The organism is Rothia sp. CCM 9419, assembly GCF_048512815.1.
Lineage (GTDB): Bacteria > Actinomycetota > Actinomycetes > Actinomycetales > Micrococcaceae > Rothia.
This window is the reverse complement of sequence record NZ_JBLXXY010000002.1, coordinates 219,284-238,390: the sequence shown is the minus strand read 5'-3', so window position 1 is coordinate 238,390 and position 19,107 is coordinate 219,284. Positions and strand designations below refer to the sequence as shown.

Below are 19,107 nucleotides of genomic sequence, written 5' to 3'. Positions count from 1 at the left end.
GAGATAAAGATGATGGGGTATACGCATTCTCTAAGTGCTGCAGCAACATGGTTAGCGTTAGTTCATCATGGCGTCGTACCGATTACAGATCATCCTACGATATTTGTGACAACGTTGGCGTGTGCAGGAGCAGGCATGCTCCCCGATATTGACCATCGAAATGGAACTATTGCCCGTTCAATACCTCCTTTATCCGGTTGGATATGTGCCGTAGTACAGCGGTTGAGTGGAGGCCATCGTCAAGGCACTCATTCGTTCATCGGAGTAGGAATATTTTGGGCACTGGCTTTGAGCTCCCCTCACTATTTATGGTGGGGAATTCCTTGGTTATCTATTATTCTGGTTGCGTATGCTGGCGGTTTAGCATTACGAACTTTTGGTGCACCAGGCGGCTGGTTAGGTGCTGTCGCTGTTGCTTCTTTTACCTATTATTCTTCACAACCTATAGAGTTTTTCCCTCTAGCGATTGGTGTGGGTTCAAGCGTTCATATTCTGGGAGACGCGCTGACTCGACGTGGAGTTAACCTATTATGGCCGTTAACTATCAAAGCTCCTATTTCATCCATTTTCTGGAAAAAATCTGGCAATATGGCGTTACCTATTCTTGGGGCGTCAGGGTCACGACGAGAGCAATTTCTCGCCGTGGCACTGATGCTATATATCGTGTGGGTGTTTATATCGTTAAGTGGTTTTTTCGAGTGGTAATTGTCTCTTATGCCAGAGCAATGAGATCTTCGTATGACTTGTTCCAGTGGTCTTCGACACCGTCTGGTAATAGTAATACACGCTCTGGGTTGAGGGCTCGAACAGCACCTTCGTCGTGTGAAACCATGACAATTGCTCCCTCATATGTTTTTAGAGCTTTAAGAATCTCTGAACGTGATGCGGGGTCAAGGTTGTTGGTTGGTTCATCGAGTAGTAAAACATTTGCTGATGAAGCAACTAACGTTGCAAGAGATAGTCGTGTTTTTTCGCCACCGGAGAGTACTCCCGCTGGTTTATCGACGTCGTCTCCAGAGAATAAGAAAGATCCAAGAATGGTACGGACTTCGGTGTCGTCAAGATCTGGTGCAGCCGAACGCATATTCTCCACTACGGACCGTTCTGGGTCAAGGACTTCATGTTCCTGAGCAAAATACCCAATTTTTGCGCCGTGACCGTAGTTCACTTCACCAGTATCGGCAGTGGTAACCCCCGCAAGCATACGAAGTAACGTAGTTTTTCCGGCACCGTTGAATCCGAGAATCACGACACGAGAGCCACGGTCAATTGCTAAATCTACGTCGGTGAAGATTTCCAAAGAACCGTAGGATTTTGAGAGGCTTTCTGCCGTAATGGGGGTTTTACCGCATCGTGCTGGTGAAGGGAATCGGATAGCTGCCACTCTATCAACGATCCGTTCTTCTTCTACGCTGCGCATTAGACGTTCGGCACGTTTCATCATTTGCTGAGCAGCAACCGCTTTCGTTGCCTTGGCGCGCATTTTTTGTGCTTGTTCCATCAAGGTTGAAGCTTTTTTCTGTGCGTTGGCACGTTCACGTTTGCGACGAGCTTCGTCCTGTTCACGTTGGTTCAGATAGTTCTTCCAGCTCATGTTGTAGACATCAACAAGGCAACGGTTTGCGTCAAGGTATAGCACTTTGTTGACGACCAGTTCCATTAACTCTACATCGTGGCTGATTACCAATAATCCGCCTTGGAAGTTTTTAAGAAATTCTCGAAGCCACATCACAGAATCAGCATCAAGGTGGTTGGTTGGCTCGTCAAGGAGCATCGTATCTGCGTCAGAAAATAGGATGCGTGCTAGTTCAACACGTCGACGTTGCCCACCAGAAAGTGTGGACAACGGCTGGTTGAGAATACGCTCAGGTAAATCAAGATTGTTAGTAATTGAGGCAGCTTCTGATTCTGCGGCGTATCCCCCACCGGCGATGAATTCTGCTTCAAGACGGTCATACCGGCGCATTCCACGAGCACAAATATCGGGGTCTTCGCTGGCCATTTCTTCTTGCGCTTGGCGCATTTTACGTGATATTCCGTCTAATCCACGAGCAGAGAAAATACGGTCTTTTGCCAGTTGAGACATATCATCGATGGCTGGGTCTTGAGGAAGGTAACCAATTTTTCCTTGACGTATTATATCGCCACCGGCAGGTAGTGTTATCCCTGCAAGGACTTTAGTCATGGTGGTTTTTCCGGCCCCGTTACGTCCCACTAGACCAATTTTATCGCCTTTATCAATACGGAAGTTTACCTCTTCCATGAGCAGGCGAGCTCCGGCTCTTAGTTCGAGGTCAGAAACAGTAATCAAGGAAAAACCTTTCACCTAAAGTAAACGTATTTATTTAGTCTAGTACGACTTATCAAGAACACCTCGTCTTCTACACGTTCTTTGATAATAGAGCTATAGAACACGCTATTAAGAGCAGATTGCCTTGGTGCAAGAATAACTTTTCATTCTTGCACCAAGGCAATCACATATAGGTTTCTAATCTATGTATGAAGTCATTAGATATTAAACCCTAAAGCACGCATCATATCGCGTCCGTCTTCAGTAATACGTTCAGGACCCCACGGTGGCATCCACACCCAGTTCACATGCCAAGCGTCAAGGATGAGTTCAAGGTTTTGTTTAACCTGCTCTTCAATAACGTCTTGTAGCGGGCATGCTGCTGTTGTGAGTGTCATGTCAAGAACAAGGACGCCCTCGTCATTCCAACGCATACCGTAGAGTAAGCCAAGGTCAACGATGTTCACGCCAAGTTCTGGGTCAATCACATTTTTGAGGACTTCTTCAAGCTCCTCTTGTGAGGGACGACCAGCTGCGGTTGTCTCATCCATGGGGTAGGTCCCTTTCGTTCGTTACTTACCGAGGTAGGAAACGTAGCCTTCTTCTTCTAGACGGTCTGCAAGTTCAGGACCGCCTTGATCTACCATGTGTCCGTCAACAAAAACGTGAACAAATTCAGGCTTGATGTAACGAAGGATACGAGTGTAGTGAGTAATGAGCATAACACCCATATCGTTATCTTGGTGAGCACGGTTAACGCCTTCAGAAACAATCTTCAATGCGTCAACGTCAAGACCTGAGTCAGTTTCGTCAAGAACAGCAAACTTTGGTTTGAGCAGTTCAAGCTGAAGAATCTCGTGACGTTTTTTCTCGCCACCAGAGAAGCCTTCATTGACGTTACGAGAGATAAAGTCTGCATCAATTTTGAGCTTGCCCATAGCGTCTTTGACATCTTTTGTCCAAGTGCGTAGAGCTGGTGCTTGACCGTCAATAGCAGTCTTTGCCGAACGCAAGAAGTTAGACATTGTCACACCAGGGATTTCGACAGGGTACTGCATAGCAAGGAAAAGACCTGCACGAGCACGCTCATCAACAGACATTTCAGTGACGTCTTCACCGTCGAGGAGAATCTCACCGGAATCTACACGGTATTTGGGGTGACCGGCGATAGTTGCTGCCAAAGTAGATTTGCCAGAACCGTTAGGGCCCATAATAGCGTGGATTTCACCGGAGTTAATGGTGAGGTTAACGCCTTTGAGAATCTGCTTAGAGTTTTCATCGTCAAGGATGACAGAAACGTAGAGTTCCTTAATTTCGAGAGTAGACATTGTTCTCCTAAAAACTTTTGTACCGTCGTAACCGTTAGTTATTGCTGATTGCAAGTTCTGCTTCAAGAGCTTGCATGAGTTGTTCTTCCAACTCAGGGATACGTACTTGCTGAATGATTTCGTTCAAGAATCCACGCACGACAAGGCGACGAGCTTCGTCTGCGGGGATACCGCGAGCTTGTAGGTACCAGAGGTGCTGCTCATCGAGCTGACCTGTAGTTGATGCGTGTCCGGCGCCTTCGATAAGACCAGTCTCAATTTCTAGGTTTGGCACAGAGTCTGCACGAGGTCCGTCTTCAAGAAGAAGGTTACGGTTGAGCTCGTAGGTGTCGGTTCCTTCAGCTTCTTTACCGATTAAGACGTCGCCAACCCATACGGAGTGGGCGTTACGTCCCTGAAGCGCACCCTTATAGGTCACACGGGATTTACAGCGAGGAACACTGTGATCGACAAAGAGTCGTGATTCGAGGTGCTGACCGGCATCAACAAAGTACAATCCGTACATTTCAGTTTCGGCACCGGGTGCGCTGAATTTCGTTGAAGGGGTAACACGAACGAGGTCTCCGCCGAGTGAAATGCTCACGTGTTTGAATCTGCTGTCACGTCCAAGTGAGGCGTATTGTGCTGATGCGTGAACTGCATCATCGTCCCATTCTTGAAGAGAGATAACGGTCAAGGTGGAGGAATCACCGACGACGAACTCAACGTTCTGGCTCAATACGGCAGAACCAGTATGACGTAGTACGACCACAGCACGAGAGAAAGGTTTCGTCTCGATGAGTAGGTGTTGTGCGGTAGGTTCGCTGTGTTCGCCGTGAATTTCTACGTTGATGCGCTGGTCTAGCTCAGTCTCCTGAGGGATGGTGATGATGGTTGCTTCTGAGAAGTGTGACCATGCGTTCGCTGCAACACGGTCTTCGGGGATACCGGCAGAACCGATACGTGAGTCTTCTCGTGAAACAGTCTCAACCAGTACTGCTTCTGGTGCATCGATAGAGGCTGCAATTGGCGTTCCAGTGAGCGCGTCGGTGTGCAAACCTTTGAGACGTTTGAGAGGGGTAAAGCGCCAGTCTTCTTCACGTCCGGTAAGTGCGGGAAAATCTTCTACACGATAGGAGGTTTTACGTCCTGCACGTGAAGAGTCCACGCTTGCTGTTTCGACACGTAGGGTGTCGTCATGAGCGTGTTCAGTCGCTAGCTTTTCTCCTTCATCGTCCATTCCGGGGATTGCAGGAGAGTTATGGGTGATGGTTTCTTTAGCTGTCATCGTTAGCCCACAGATCCTTCCATTTGAAGTTCGATAAGGCGATTGAGTTCAAGAGCGTATTCCATGGGGAGCTCACGAGCGATAGGTTCTACGAATCCGCGAACAATCATGGCCATTGCTTCTTCTTCGCTGAGTCCTCGCTGCATGAGGTAGAACAATTGTTCTTCGGAAACGCGTGAGACGGTTGCTTCGTGTCCCATGGTGACGTCGTCTTCTCGTACGTCCACATAGGGGTAGGTGTCCGAACGAGAGATGGTGTCAACCAGTAGCGCGTCGCAGACTACGTTTGATTTGGAGTGTGCTGCGCCTTCACGAACCTGCACTAAGCCACGGTATGCAGAGCGTCCGCCATTACGTGCGATGGACTTAGAGATGATAGAAGAGGAGGTATTTGGAGCAATATGCACCATCTTGGAGCCAGTGTCTTGGTGTTGTCCTTCACCAGCAAAAGCGATGGACAGTGTCTCGCCTTTAGCGTGTTCACCAACCATATATACGGCGGGGTATTTTTGAGTGACTTTAGAGCCGATGTTACCGTCGACCCATTCCATGGTGGCGCCTTCATGGCAGATGGTGCGTTTGGTGACGAGGTTGTATACGTTATTGGACCAGTTTTGAATGGTGGTGTAGCGTACACGGGCATTCTTTTTAACCACGATTTCTACGACAGCTGAGTGCAATGAGTCAGACTTGTAGATGGGTGCGGTGCAGCCTTCAATGTAGTGAACGTAAGAGCCTTCATCAGCAATAATGAGGGTACGTTCGAACTGTCCCATGTTTTCAGTGTTAATTCTGAAGTATGCCTGGAGAGGGATTTCGACGTGAACTCCTGGAGGAACGTAGACGAAAGATCCACCAGACCATACAGCAGTGTTCAGCGCAGCAAATTTGTTGTCGCCGGTGGGGATAACGGTGCCAAAGTATTCGCGGAAGATGTCTTCGTGTTCGCGTAGTGCAGTGTCGGTGTCGACGAAGATAACGCCTTGTTTTTCGAGGTCTTCACGAATTTGGTGGTAGACCACCTCAGATTCGTACTGGGCTGCGACACCGGCAACGAGGCGTTCACGTTCTGCTTCGGGGATACCGAGCTTTTCGTAGGTGTTGCGAATATCTTCGGGGAGGTCTTCCCAGCTTTCTGCTTGACGTTCGGTAGAACGCACGAAGTATTTGATGTTGTCGAAGTCAATTTCTGATAGGTCTGCACCCCATGTGGGCATGGGTTTACGTTCGAAGAATTTGAGTGCCTTAAGACGCATTTTGAGCATCCATTCGGGTTCGTTCTTCTTTGCAGAGATGTCGCGTACAACATCTTCGTCGAGGCCACGTTTAGCAGTTGCACCAGCTACGTCGGAATCTTTCCAACCGTACTCGTAGGTACCGATACCTTCGAGTTCAGGGTTGGCCTCGAGAATCTCTGAAATGACGGTGTTGTTGACGTTACGTTCAACTTGTTCAGTCATCATGGCCTTTCTTGTAGGAAATCTATCAGTTGTGTGATGGTCGAAAGAATATTTATTTCTTTGCCTGTGTTTCGCTGTTTTCACTCATGTCACGTGCTAGAGGTACGTGTGTGGTACACACGTGTGCTCCTGCTGCCATGGTGGATAGACGGCGGACATCTACTCCCAGTAAGTCAGCAATAATTTTGGTTTCTTGGTCGCAGAAGATTTGGAAGTCTTCTGCGAGGTCTCGCACAGGGCAGTGTCCTTGGCAGAGCTGGATACTTGCCAGTAGGTGGCGAGGCAGTGCCCTGCCGCGCGGGGGTTCCATCACCTGTGCGGTTGCGACGAAGCCGTCGCGGGTCATTGCTTCGGCAAGGGCTTGTGCACGGTTGGCTATGTTCTCCCCTGCCGCTTCAACGATGGGACGGTATTTTTGTTCCATCTCTGAAGCTCTTGCTGAGGCGAATGCGCGTAGTGCGTCTTCTCCAACTTGTTGTTGCAACATTTTGAGTGCTTCTCGAGCGATGTCGAGATAGTCGTTGCCAAGCTGGGTGTGCCCTTGGGGTGCAATGACGTATCGTCTGGCAGGGCGTCCTGCGCCGGCTCCGTATTGTTTGAGAGGCGCTACGACAATGAGTTCTTCTGCTTCGAGTGCGTCGAGGTGACGACGCACCGCTGCAGGAGTGAGATTGAGTTCCTCGCCGAGACTAGCAGCAGAAACTGGACCGTGATTAAGTACGCCACGCAAAACTCTGTCTCGAGTTTTTTCTTCTGTCTCTGCATTGCGCGTACCAGGTACCTTCTTTTTGGAAGTTTGATTCGCTGAATACACAACTAAAGTATGTCCTAATTATGAGTAGTTCTCTAGTAAGGTTTACCTATCTTCAGATTAGAGGAGTATCACACTTAGGCACAGACGGAAACTTTTAGCACTGATTAACACCCTCGAGTAATGGGGCTACTGCCTTTTTGCAAGAGCCAATAAAGACAATAAAAGGTGCTTTGACTAGCTAATTTATAAATTAAACGCTGTTTTAAAAATCTTTTTTGAGAATAATTTTTGCTACCGCGCACAACAAGAAAAATATTTTTTAGAGCAGTGTCGCAAACTTATAAAAGGGAAATAGACAGGTTTCTTCAAGGTTTTTATAGGCATCATTAAGGAGTTTTCGGTTATCGATTACCTAAAAACTCTAGTGTGAGCACGTAGAATAATACGGTGCCACAAGATAGAGACAAGAGTTCACGAGCCAGTGATGAGAAACCCTCCTCACTGAGAATTTCTCGGTTAGTCAAGGAATATAAGCCTTCAAAGAGCTACCGCAAAAAACACCCTCATCACTTAACGCATCGAGGGACAGTTCGAGCAGTAGATGGAATCTGCCTTGAAGCTCTTGCCGGAGAAGTAACCGTTTTACTTGGTGCTAATGGTGCAGGAAAAACTACTACCTTAGAATGTGCACAGGGGATTCAAAAACCCGAAAGCGGAGAAATTCATCTTCTAGGACATAATCCGTGGGGTGCTTCTGCAGAGCTTCGGGCACGAGTTGGCATCATGTTACAAGATGGCGGATTACCTCAATCTTTGCGCCCTATTCCGTTGCTTGAACACATCGCAGCGATGTATCAGCAGACGTATCCTCTTGACGAGCTGATTCAACGGCTAGGTATTGACACTTTTAACGGCACCAATATTAGGAGGCTTTCAGGTGGCGAGCGCCAGCGGGTTGCTTTTGCGGCAGCTCTTATTGGGAAACCTGAGATTCTCTTTCTCGATGAGCCTTCGGCAGGTCTTGATCCACATTCTCGTCAGGTAGTTTTTGATTTAATTACCGAGCAGAAAAATCGAGGTACTGCTATTGTTTTGACAACTCATCTGCTGGATGATGCTCAACGGCTTGCTGATTATGTTTATATTATTGGTGCCGGACGGAACGTATTAGAAGGAACTGTTCCTGAACTTGTTGAGCAGTCAACAACAGATGTTAAGACACTTCATTTTTCACTCTCTGACGATTCTTTGAGTATTACTCAGCTCTTACCGACTTCGTCTAAAGGTCTATCGTTGAGTACCGCATATTCTGGTTCTTATACTCTGACCGGTGAGATTACTCCCCGTATTTTGGCTGAGCTAACGGCAAGTTTAGCGGCCCGTCAACTTCTCCCACAACGTATGGAGCTTTCTTCACGAACCCTCGAAGATGTCTTTCTTGATATCGCAGGAAAGGAAACGTCCTCATCATGATTTCGACACCGCGTTCAGCTTCTTTGAGCACACGCTTACGTGCACAGGGGCGATATGAGCTTGTTGCCATGCTGAAAAATGGTGAACAGCTGATGCTCAATATTGCGTTCCCCATCATGGCACTCTATGTGATGAGTTGGACAAGTTTCTTAGATTCTTTTGCTCAAGAATTACACAGCACTCGTATCAACATTGCGGTTCCCGGTGTTCTCGCGTTGTGTGTTATTTCTACTGCGTTATCGGGGCAAGGTATCGCCACGGGTTTTGACCGTCGTTATGGAGTTTTGCGTTTTCTATCGACGACTCCCCTTGGAAAGACTGGTCTTATTGTTGGAAAGGTGTGTGCCGTTTTAGGTGTTTTATGCCTTCAGTACGTTCTTGTTGTATTGGTGGCGTTGACGCTTGGTTGGTCTCCTCAGTGGGGTGCGGTCATATCTTCTCTTCCCACATTATTATTAGGTGCGGCGTCTTTTACAGCTTTGGGGTTGCTCATTGCAGGAACGGTACGTGCTGAGGCAACTTTAGCTATCGTCAATATGGCATGGGCTATTCTTGCGGCAGTTGGCGGTACGTTATTGCCCACGCACCATTTACCGAGTGTTGCGGGAAGGCTTGTGGACTTTCTCCCTTCTGGCGCTCTAGGTAATGCCCTGAGAGCTGAGTTTTTATCTCATGAGTTTGCTCTTATCCCTCATCTTGTACTTCTGATGTGGACGGTGCTTTGTGTCGGTTTAGCTACAAAGTTTTTCCGTTGGTCCGCATAAATACATCACACCCTGCAATCCCCTCTGAAGGTGGTTTATTTGTCTTCGCTTATAGCACGTATCCGTGAGGTAAAAGCACATTTTATTTCTGTGTGCCTTCCGTATACACCAAATCTTTATGTTCTGAAAATGGCCTATGCTGTGGTCATCGCTAATATCGTCTTGATTGTTTCTGGCGGTATTGTACGCCTTACCGGTTCGGGGCTGGGGTGTGACACCTGGCCTAAATGCACGTCTTCTGGTTCTTGGACAACAACCCCAGAGATGGGTATTCATGGTCTTGTAGAGTTTGGTAACCGAATGCTGACCTTTGTCTTAATTATTGTTACTGGTTTGACGTTTCTCTCAATTCTTCGAATTGCTCTGCCTGAAGCAACCTCGTTGTCTCAATGGTGGAAGAAACTTTTTACAGGTTTATCTCACTCACAACACCAGTATTCGGACCTTTTTAATCTTTCTCTCTTGTTGCTTTGGGGAATCCCTGTTCAAGCTGTTGTGGGAGGTTTATCTGTTCTGCTTAAACTCAACCCGTGGATGGTTACAGCGCATTACATGCTTTCTGCCATCATGATTGCCTTAGGTGCGTGTTATCTGAACCGTGTACGTAGATACTTTGAATCAGGCGTTCTTGAGTGTGAGGGAATGACGGATGAGGACGTCCCTCAGGGCGTGGCTCTTCTTAAATATTTGGGTTGGGTCAGTGTGATGTTGGTGTGTTTCCTTATTTTTATGGGAACAGTAACAACTGGTACAGGGCCTCACGCAGGTGATCCGAGCGCACACCGGCATGCTTTTAACCCGTGGGTAGTGACTCGGATGCATTCTTTCTCAGTATGGGCCTATCTTATGGTTATTCTTAGTTCCCTCTATTTGGCACGAAAACATCAGTGGTCTCAGGCTCTACGCCGTAGCTGGTATTGGGTTCTAGCTGTTGTCGTCTATCAGGGGATTGTTGGGTACATACAGTTCTTTAATGGTCTTCCGGTATGGTTGGTCGAGATGCATTTACTAGGCTCTGCATTATTTACGTGGGCGGCTATTTCTGCTGCAGAGCGTCAATTGGTTATAGCTTCTCAGTCGTCACGACAGTTGGCTCAAGAGCGTACTGTTATATGATTTTGATATGAAAGCAGGGGTGCCCCAGAAAAACTCTGGGGCACCCCTGCTTTGTTATGTGGTGTTTTATAAGGTAATCAGTGTGTGTCCGACGAATGGGTCAATCGCCACAGCAATAAAGAGTACGGTGAGATAGGTAATGGAACCGTGGAAGACAGTCATTGCTGTTCTGCTAGTAGCTTCTCCAGCAATAGCTAAAGCGTGCAGACGGTGGCAGTGGTAGAGGAACCAAGCACCGCTGGCAATAGCGGTCAGGGTATAGACCCATCCTGCCCCGCCCAGTGGGACAAGGAGCAGAGAACAAATTACCATGGCCCAAGAGTATAGGACGACTTGCACAGAGACGCTCTTAGCAGGTGCGATAGCCCCAAGCATGGGGATTCCCGCTCGCTGGTAGTCTTCGGCGTATTTCATCGATAACGGCCAGTAGTGTGGAGGTGTCCAGAGGAAGATGACGGTGAAAAGGACTACTGCTGCCCAACTGATGGTATTTTCGACGGCGGCCCACGCAATGAATACGGGCATACATCCGGCAAGGCCTCCCCACACAATATTTTGTGTGGTGCGACGTTTGAGGTAGAGCGAATAGAACACAACGTAAAGAAGGATAGCGATGAGTCCGAGTACACTTGCAAAAGGATTAACGAGAACCCATAGATAAACAATCGAGATAATGCCTAGGGCCCACGCAAAGATGAGTGCTTCTTTGTCGCTGACTTCTCCGGTGACGAGTGGGCGACGTTCTGTTCTTTTCATGAGGCGGTCTGCTTCTCTGTCGATATAACAGTTGAAAGCACCGGATGCGCCGGCTGCCATAGCTCCGCCAACCATGGTGTTGATAATAAGCCAGAAGGGGGGCATTCCGCCCGCCGCAAACATCATGGTTGGGGCGGTTGTGACGAGGAGAAGCTCAATCACCTGAGGTTTTGTCAGGTGAATATAGGCGATGAGCTTACGCATAAGGCTCACTTTGCGCGATCCTTTGGGCGTGTCTGATGCTGTTGTTTGAGCTTCAGTGCCGCGATGTGTGCTTAGACCCTTCACTAACGTTGGGCTCCCTACCAGAATCGTTGTATGTGTGTAGTTAGTATTCCCGTTGGGTATTTCATATGGTGAAATCTTCTCGGGTGAGATTAAGTCCTCACTCTTCAGCTCTTTTCGGTGGTGTTGCCTCTACTTTGGGGATACCTACAACCGATTTTGAGCATGTTAAAGGAGCAGACTGTCAAACCAATGCTATACCTTTTAGAAGAATAATCATAATAAAGCACGCAATAGGCTAAGGAACAGAACCGACATCACGAGAAGTTGAGGAAAGTCCTCCTTCCTGCCGTATTTTCAATTATCCTTAGAACTAACTTAATGTGCAGTTGTACAGCTAAACATCCTGAACTATTTGTACTAATGTCGTTCCTGTAACCGCTGTATCGCATCACTATCTCTATGAAAGGGAGACAACGTGCCACATCTTGATCAAAAACTCAATTGGACAGAGAAGGACCAACGAGCTGTTGATACAGCCCGAATCTTAGCGGCAGATGCTGTTGAAAAAGTAGGTTCGGGACACCCAGGCACGGCAATGAGCTTAGCCCCCGTTGCATATTTGCTCTATCAGAAGGTCATGCAGCATGATCCCCGTGATGATCGTTGGGCAGGACGTGACCGTTTCATTCTCTCCCCCGGTCACAGCTCACTTACCGCTTATATTCAACTGTATCTGAGTGGTTATGGCCTTGAGATGGACGACCTCAAGGCTCTTCGCACATGGGGTGCACTCACTCCTGGTCACCCTGAATACGGTCATACTCGCGGTATTGAAATTACGACAGGTCCGTTGGGGCAAGGACTAGCTTCTGCTGTTGGTTTTGCGTATGCGCAACGACGCATGCGAGGACTTTTCGATCCTGAAGCCCCTGCTGGTCAGTCACCTTTTGACCATACTATTTACACCATTGCTTCTGAAGGAGACGTCCAAGAGGGTGTGACAGCTGAAGCTTGTGCGCTTGCTGGGCATCAGGAGCTTGGAAACCTCGTCGTCATTTTTGACCGCAATCATATTTCCATTGAAAACGACACTGACGTCGCATTCACAGAAGATATCCTCAAACGGTACGAGTCATACGGTTGGGATACTGCACGTGTAGACTGGACGCGTAGTGGTGACTACGTTGAAGATGTTGAAGAGCTCTATGAGGCAATTGCACGGGCTAAAAAAGTTACAGATAAGCCCAGCATTATTGAGTTACGCACTATTATTGGTTGGCCTGCTCCCAATAAGCAGAATACCGGCGGTATTCACGGTTCTAAGCTCGGTGCTGATGAGGTTGCTGCAACCAAAGAAGTCCTTGGGTTTGACCCTGAAAAATCATTCTATATTGATGATGAGATTCTTGAGCATACTCGTAGTGTTCGGCAACGTGCAGAACAGTCTCGACAGCAGTGGGACACTCTCTTTGAAAAGTGGAAGCAAGAGCACCCTGAAGAAGCTAAACTCTATGAGCGTCTAAGTGCCGGTGAGCTTCCAGAAAACTATGAGCAGGCTTTCCCCACTTTTGAAGCTGGCTCAAGCATTGCAACACGTGCCGCTTCTGGAAAAGTTATCAACGCTATTGCTGATACGTTCCCTGAGCTTTGGGGCGGTTCATCGGACCTTGCTGGTTCTAATAACACCACTATTGACGGCGCGTCATCTTTCAATCCTGTTTCTCGTAGCACTGACAGTTGGAATGCCAGCCCATATGGTCGAGTCTTGCACTTTGGTATCCGTGAACATGCTGCAGCGGCTATCTGCAACGGTATCGCACTCTCTTCGCCGACTCGTCCGTTCAACGGCACGTTCTTTGTGTTCTCTGATTATCAACGTCCAGCAGTTCGTCTTGCGGCGTTGATGGGTGTTCCTAATATTTTTGTGTGGACCCACGACTCTATTGGTTTAGGAGAAGATGGTCCAACGCATCAACCGGTAGAACACCTTTCAGCATTGCGAGCAATTCCTCAATTGGATGTTGTGCGCCCTGCAGATGGTAATGAAACATCGGTTGCGTGGCGGAAAGTTCTCGAGACAAAAGATCGCCCGGTGGGGTTGGTTCTTTCACGCCAGAACCTTGTTAATATCGCACGAGAAGACATTCATCCTGAAGCTGAGGGTGAAAAATTTGCGTCAGCAGAAGGTACTGCACGTGGTGGTTATGTTCTTGCTGATACAGAAGGAACCCCTGACGTTCTTTTGATTGCGACTGGTTCAGAAGTAGAAATTGCCCTCAACGCACGTTCTCTTTTGAAAGAGCAGGGCGTAGCTGCACGAGTGATTTCAATGCCTTCTCGTGAATGGTTTGCTGAACAGTCTGAGGAATACCGTCACAGCGTTATCCCTCCAGAAGTTAAAGCTCGAGTTACGGTTGAAGCAGGATCTGCAATGAGCTGGTACGACATTCTTGGAGATGCCGGCCGCGCTGTCTCTCTAGAACATTTTGGAGCGTCAGCTGGTGCAGACGTTCTCTACCGCGAATTTGGAATCACTCCAGAAGCTGTTGTACAAGCAGCTCAAGAGTCTATTTCTGCTACCACCCGATAACACTTTCACACTCCCTACAATCATGAGGATGTAATTTATGACTACCCCTACTCAAAAACTCACCGATGCTGGTGTATCTATTTGGCTTGACGATCTCTCCCGTGAGCGCATCACCTCTGGGAACCTTGAAGAACTTATCTCTTCTCGCAATGTTGCAGGTGTAACTACCAACCCCACCATCTTCGCTGGCGCACTTTCTCAAGGAGAGTCTTATGCTGAGCAGGTTAAAGAACTTGCAGAAGAAGGCGTAGACGTCGAAGAAGCTGTCTTCACCATTACCACCGACGATGTTCGTGCAGCCTGCGACATTTTTGCTCCTGTCTATGAATCATCTCAAGGACGCGACGGTCGCGTCTCTATCGAGGTAGATCCACGTCTAGCTCGTCAGTCAGCTGAAACTGCAGCTATGGCAAAAGCTCTAGCTTCTCGTGTTGATCGCGAAAACGTGATGATTAAGATTCCAGCTACAGAAGAAGGTCTTGAGCCAATCGCTCAGACTCTAGCTGAGGGCATTTCTGTTAACGTGACGCTTATTTTCTCGTTATCCCGTTATCGCGCAGTAATCAATGCATATATGCTTGGTTTAGAGCAAGCATTAGAAAATGGTAAAGATTTGTCAAAGATTCATTCTGTAGCTTCGTTCTTTATCTCTCGTGTAGATTCTGAGATTGATGCTCGCCTTGAGGCTATCGGCACAGACGAGGCTAAAGCTCTCAAAGGTAAAGCTGGTTTGGCAAACGCTCGTTTGGCCTATCAGGTTTTTGAAGAAGCATTCTCTTCACAGCGTTGGGAACGTCTCGCCGCAGCTGGTGCGAATATTCAGCGTCCGCTATGGGCTTCCACCGGAACTAAAGATCCAGCGCTTCCTGACACCTTGTACGTTACGGGTCTTGTTGCGCCACAATGTGTTAACACCGTTCCTGAGAAAACTCTTGAAGCGACTTATGATCACGGTGTTGTTACGGGAGATACCATTACCTCTACCTACGATGAGTCCGATAAAATCCTTAACGCCATCGAGTCTCTAGGTATTTCGTATCAAGAGGTCATTACGCTTTTGGAAGACGAAGGACTTAAGAAGTTCGATATTTCGTGGGAAGAGCTTCTCGAAACTATTCGTCAAGCACTAGCTTCAGCATAATCTTCTAGCGTTAGACGTCATCACCCTACTGGCGCGAACTCGCTCTTGGCGGCAGCCTCCCCTACGATGGAGAGGTTGCCGCCAATACACAACAATCTTTCTAAGGAATATGTACTGTGCCTAACGGTCACGAAACTAACCCGTTGAGGGACTCTCGCGATAAAAGACTGAGCCGCGTTGCCGGCCCGAGTTCTCTGGTCTTTTTTGGAGTTACCGGCGATCTTGCTCGTAAAAAGCTACTGCCCGCGGTTTATGACTTAGTCAATCGTGGTTTACTTCCTCCTAATTTTGGTCTTGTCGGTTTTGGACGTCGCGAGTGGTCAGATGATGATTTCCGTCATCAAGTGCGCGAATCAGTCGAAGCACATTCTAGAACTCCTTTTAGGGAGGATGTATGGAACCAGTTCTCTTCTGGTATCCGTTTTGTTCAAGGTGCTTTTGACGATGACAACGCGTTTGAGCAGCTCAAACAGACTCTCGACGAGCTGAAGGAGAGTCGTGGAACTCAAGGGAACCACGCATTCTACCTGTCAATACCTCCTAAAGCTTTTGAGCAGGTCCTTCAGATGCTTGCAAAGCACGGGTTAGCACAGCAACAAGAAGGTTCACGTGAGTGGCGTCGTGTTGTTATTGAGAAGCCTTTTGGGCACGATTTAGAGTCTGCACGAGAGCTTAACTCTATTGTTGAGTCGGTGTTCCCTCAGGATTCGGTATTCCGTATCGACCATTATCTTGGCAAAGAAACAGTACAGAATATCTTGGCAATGCGTTTTGCTAATCAGATGTTTGAGCCACTTTGGAACGCTAACTATATCGACCATGTACAGATTACGATGGCAGAGCCTATCGGTATTGGTTCGCGTGCAGGCTATTATGATGGTGTCGGCGCAGCTCGAGACGTCATCCAAAATCATCTTTTACAGCTATTAGCTTTGACAGCCATGGAAGAGCCCATTAGTTTTAATGCTCATCATCTACGCGCAGAAAAAGAGAAAGTTCTTGATGCGGTGACTCTTCCAGAGAACCTTGCAGAGGCTTTTGCTATTGGGCAATATGCCGGTGGTTATCAAGGTGGAGAAGAAGCAAATGGTTTCTTTGACGAAAAAGATATTCCTGCGGATTCTCGAACAGAAACTTTTGCCGCAATCAAGCTCAATATTAATACTCGACGTTGGGCGGGTGTGCCGTTCTATCTACGGACAGGCAAGCGTCTTGGGCGACGTGTAACGGAGATTGCGTTAATACTTAAAAAGTCACCTAATCTACTATTTAACAATAGTGACGATGCTGGGCAGAACGCTATCGTGATTCGAGTCCAACCCGATGAAGGTATCACTATTAGGTTCTCTTCTAAAGTTCCTGGAACTCAGATGGAGATTCGAGACGTGAACATGGACTTTGGGTATAGCCATTCTTTCACAGAAGAATCTCCTGAAGCCTATGAGCGTCTTATCCTCGACGTTCTGTTGGGTGAACCGCCTTTGTTCCCCCGCCATGAAGAAGTTGAGCTGTCATGGAAAATTCTTGATCCTTTTGAACAGTATTGGCAAGAACACCAGGTTAAGCCGGAGCCTTATGCTCCCGGTTCTTGGGGGCCTGAATCTGCTCACTTACTATTAGCTCGCGATCATCGTGTTTGGAGACGCCCATGATTTCTCATCTTGAACAGACAGATACCGCTCGTATTGAAAAAGAAATCTCGCGTCTTCGCGAAGAGACTGGTAATACCACATCAGGTCGAGTTCTTACCCTCGTCATTTTGGCTGATCCTGGGCATTCTTCTGCCGCGTTAGAAGCTGCTCAGCGAGCATCTCATGAGCATCCTTGTCGTATCATCATGCATATTAGCGAAGACGCAGATGCTAAGAACCGGTTAGATGCAAAGATTGAGGTTGGTGGAGAAGCTGGAGCTTCTGACCTCATTGTGTTGAGAGGTTGGGGGCAAGCTGCTCACGCAACAGAATCTCTCATCTCGGGGTTGCTCCTACCAGATTCTCCTATTGTTGTGTGGTGGCCACATTCTGTTCCTGATCATCCAGCACGCCATTCTATCGGTCGGATAGCTCAGCGTCGTATCACCGACTCTGCCCGTGAGGCAGATCCAATGATTACGTTGGAAAAACTTTCTGAAAGTTATTCTGCTGGTGATACTGATCTTGCATGGAGCAGACTCACCTTATGGAGAATACAATTAGCAGCTATTCTAGATCAGGTGCCACCTCAAAAGGTTACACGAGTTGTGGTTTATGGTTCTGCTCAATCGCCTTCTGTTGTTTTGCTTGGTGCGTGGCTTGGTCATCGGCTCGATGCACAGGTCAATTTGGCAACTACTAAATTAGAACGTGGCTTGTATCGAGTTGTTTTAGAACGTGAAGACGGTTCGATTGTGATAGATCGTCCTGAAACAAATATTGCTACAGTGTCCTCTCCCGGTACTCCTCATCAGCAGATTGCTCTTCCAGTGCGAACCCTTGCTGAGTGTTTAGCGGAGGAACTTCGACGTCTTGACCCTGATGAAGTCTATGGTGAAGTCTTACAAGAGGCTCTCCACCAAGGTAATATTTTGGTTGAGCTAAGCAGCGATGAAGATAAACCTGAAGGCGTAGAATGGACGGAGCCTTTCGATGCTTAAAAAGCCGGAAATTATTTCTTATACAACGCCAGAAGAACTTGCACAAAATACGGCTCAGCATTTTTTTGAGGTAATACAAGAGTCTTTACGTGTACGCAACCGTGCTGATGTGTGTCTCACCGGTGGCAGTATGGGCACTAAATTGTTAGAGACTCTCCCCCACTATATTCAGTTTTTAGAGGACTTTTCGTGGGAGAACGTGCATTTTTGGTGGTCTGATGAACGTTTCGTTCCGACGGGGCATGACGACCGTAACGAAAAGCAGGCATATGATGCCTTCTTTTCGCAGGTTTCTGTTCCTTCTGACAATATTCATCGTATGGGTGCTAGTGATGTTTTTGATAGCCCAGAAGAAGCCGCAAAGGCATATGTTCGTGAGTTAGCAGAACATTCCTCAACAGATCAGAAGACTCCTCTTTTTGATGTTCTACTTTTGGGAATGGGTCCAGATGGGCATATTGCTTCGTTGTTCCCTGAGCGGGATGAAGTGTTCGATACCGAGAATATTGCTGTTGCTATCCATCAGTCTCCTAAACCTCCAAGTACTCGAGTTTCGTTAACGCTACCTGTTATTTGTTATGCTCGTCGGATATGGTTCTTAATCTCTGGTGAAGATAAGATTCAGGCGGCTTCTCGACTCGTAGAGACGCGAGATTTACCGTATGAGAAAATTACGGCTCAAATGCTTCGCCAGACACCTGCTCGTGGGGCGAGGGCATTAGAACGAACGACTATTCTCATCACAGATTCTGCTCACCAGAAATAGTGGTACGGTATTGAGAAGATGTCCTATAGAATTTTAAAGAAGTAAAAAAGAGTTGGGGTTCTCACTGCTATTAGTGAGAACCCCAACTTTTTAATGTTGTTATATAAAAACTTTTCTTTAGACCATTGCGCTTTCGAAACGAAGCACCAAACCGTAGCTGACAATAGCAAATACCCAGATGAGGATAACCGTAATGGTTAGTCGCACGAGGTTCTTTGAGGCAGACCCTGATGAGTTTAGGGAGGTAGTCATGCCACCTCCGAACATATCTGAAAGGCCGCCGCCCTTGCTACGGTTCAGGAGCACCAACAAGATTGTTAGTACGCTCGCAATAGCGATAATCACCATCAACGTGATTTTGAGAGTCTCCACGAGAGCCTTTCGTCCGCAATTGTGTATTAAGCCCGATAAGGGCACAAGAAAACTATACGCTAATTTTTGCTCCGATGGCTAATGAGTTCTTCTATATTCTGAACTTCTTCGCCATCTATAGGTACTTAAACTTCTGGTGATATTGATGCTCTGTATATACCACCAGAAGT

At 47.5% G+C, this 19,107-nt stretch carries 17 protein-coding genes; 9 read left to right on the top strand and 8 right to left on the bottom strand.

All coding sequences use genetic code 11. The features are described 5' to 3' along the window. Nucleotides 1–9: 9 nt before the first annotated feature. Nucleotides 10–705, top strand: coding sequence for a metal-dependent hydrolase (locus tag ACN08W_RS02980; RefSeq protein ID WP_419108766.1), 696 nt, complete (start codon nt 10–12; stop codon nt 703–705). 7 nt (nt 706–712) lie between these two features. On the opposite strand, the gene ACN08W_RS02975 is transcribed toward ACN08W_RS02980, so the two are convergent. From ACN08W_RS02975 to ACN08W_RS02950, 6 genes are all read right to left on the bottom strand, one after another. Next, a complete protein-coding gene (locus ACN08W_RS02975; RefSeq protein WP_419103468.1) occupies nt 713–2,311 on the bottom strand; it encodes an ABC-F family ATP-binding cassette domain-containing protein in 1,599 nt (532 codons plus the stop codon). A gap of 197 nt (nt 2,312–2,508) precedes the next feature. After that, nucleotides 2,509–2,841, bottom strand: a complete 333-nt coding sequence (locus ACN08W_RS02970; RefSeq protein WP_419103469.1) for a metal-sulfur cluster assembly factor — start codon at nt 2,839–2,841, stop codon at nt 2,509–2,511. A gap of 21 nt (nt 2,842–2,862) precedes the next feature. Then, nucleotides 2,863–3,618, bottom strand: a complete 756-nt coding sequence (gene sufC / locus ACN08W_RS02965) for a Fe-S cluster assembly ATPase SufC (protein WP_419103470.1) — start codon at nt 3,616–3,618, stop codon at nt 2,863–2,865. A gap of 34 nt (nt 3,619–3,652) precedes the next feature. Then, complete coding sequence (gene sufD / locus ACN08W_RS02960; protein ID WP_419103471.1) at nt 3,653–4,885, bottom strand: Fe-S cluster assembly protein SufD; 1,233 nt, start codon at nt 4,883–4,885, stop codon at nt 3,653–3,655. A gap of 2 nt (nt 4,886–4,887) precedes the next feature. Continuing rightward, on the bottom strand, nt 4,888–6,345 hold the full coding sequence (gene sufB / locus ACN08W_RS02955) for a Fe-S cluster assembly protein SufB (protein WP_419103472.1): 1,458 nt from the start codon (nt 6,343–6,345) through the stop codon (nt 4,888–4,890). Nucleotides 6,346–6,397: 52 nt separating this feature from the next. Further along, on the bottom strand, nt 6,398–7,159 hold the full coding sequence (locus tag ACN08W_RS02950; RefSeq protein ID WP_419103473.1) for a helix-turn-helix transcriptional regulator: 762 nt from the start codon (nt 7,157–7,159) through the stop codon (nt 6,398–6,400). 387 nt (nt 7,160–7,546) lie between these two features. Between ACN08W_RS02950 and ACN08W_RS02945 the strand changes: the two genes are divergently transcribed. From ACN08W_RS02945 to ACN08W_RS02935, 3 genes are read left to right on the top strand one after another with little or no spacing between them, the layout of a single operon-like run. Beyond that, nucleotides 7,547–8,572, top strand: a complete 1,026-nt coding sequence (locus ACN08W_RS02945; protein ID WP_419108765.1) for an ABC transporter ATP-binding protein — start codon at nt 7,547–7,549, stop codon at nt 8,570–8,572. After that, entirely contained in the window at nt 8,569–9,336 is a 768-nt protein-coding gene (locus tag ACN08W_RS02940) for an ABC transporter permease (RefSeq protein ID WP_419103475.1), read from the top strand. The genes ACN08W_RS02945 and ACN08W_RS02940 overlap by 4 nt, the downstream gene beginning before the upstream one ends. 39 nt (nt 9,337–9,375) lie before the next feature. Further along, nucleotides 9,376–10,452: a COX15/CtaA family protein gene (locus ACN08W_RS02935; protein WP_419108764.1), complete on the top strand. Its 1,077-nt coding sequence runs from the start codon at nt 9,376–9,378 to the stop codon at nt 10,450–10,452. Between the two features lie 66 nt (nt 10,453–10,518). Here the strand turns inward: ACN08W_RS02935 and ACN08W_RS02930 are convergent, their stop codons facing one another. Next, nucleotides 10,519–11,496, bottom strand: a complete 978-nt coding sequence (locus ACN08W_RS02930) for a heme o synthase (RefSeq protein WP_419108763.1) — start codon at nt 11,494–11,496, stop codon at nt 10,519–10,521. Nucleotides 11,497–11,911: 415 nt separating this feature from the next. Here ACN08W_RS02930 and tkt point away from each other — a divergent pair, with 415 nt between their 5' ends. The 5 genes from tkt to pgl all read left to right on the top strand — a co-directional run bounded on the left by tkt (nt 11,912) and on the right by pgl (nt 18,565). Then, nucleotides 11,912–14,026: a transketolase gene (gene tkt, locus ACN08W_RS02925; RefSeq protein WP_419108762.1), complete on the top strand. Its 2,115-nt coding sequence runs from the start codon at nt 11,912–11,914 to the stop codon at nt 14,024–14,026. A 37-nt stretch (nt 14,027–14,063) separates the two neighbouring features. Beyond that, nucleotides 14,064–15,167, top strand: a complete 1,104-nt coding sequence (gene tal / locus ACN08W_RS02920; RefSeq protein WP_419108761.1) for a transaldolase — start codon at nt 14,064–14,066, stop codon at nt 15,165–15,167. Nucleotides 15,168–15,283: 116 nt separating this feature from the next. Beyond that, nucleotides 15,284–16,819, top strand: coding sequence for a glucose-6-phosphate dehydrogenase (zwf, locus tag ACN08W_RS02915; protein ID WP_419107379.1), 1,536 nt, complete (start codon nt 15,284–15,286; stop codon nt 16,817–16,819). Further along, on the top strand, nt 16,816–17,799 hold the full coding sequence (locus ACN08W_RS02910) for a glucose-6-phosphate dehydrogenase assembly protein OpcA (RefSeq protein ID WP_419103481.1): 984 nt from the start codon (nt 16,816–16,818) through the stop codon (nt 17,797–17,799). The genes zwf and ACN08W_RS02910 overlap by 4 nt, the downstream gene beginning before the upstream one ends. After that, complete coding sequence (pgl, locus tag ACN08W_RS02905) at nt 17,792–18,565, top strand: 6-phosphogluconolactonase (RefSeq protein WP_419103482.1); 774 nt, start codon at nt 17,792–17,794, stop codon at nt 18,563–18,565. The genes ACN08W_RS02910 and pgl overlap by 8 nt, the downstream gene beginning before the upstream one ends. Before the next feature lie 117 nt (nt 18,566–18,682). Here the strand turns inward: pgl and secG are convergent, their stop codons facing one another. After that, entirely contained in the window at nt 18,683–18,937 is a 255-nt protein-coding gene (secG, locus tag ACN08W_RS02900; RefSeq protein WP_419101767.1) for a preprotein translocase subunit SecG, read from the bottom strand. Nucleotides 18,938–19,107 lie beyond the last annotated feature (170 nt).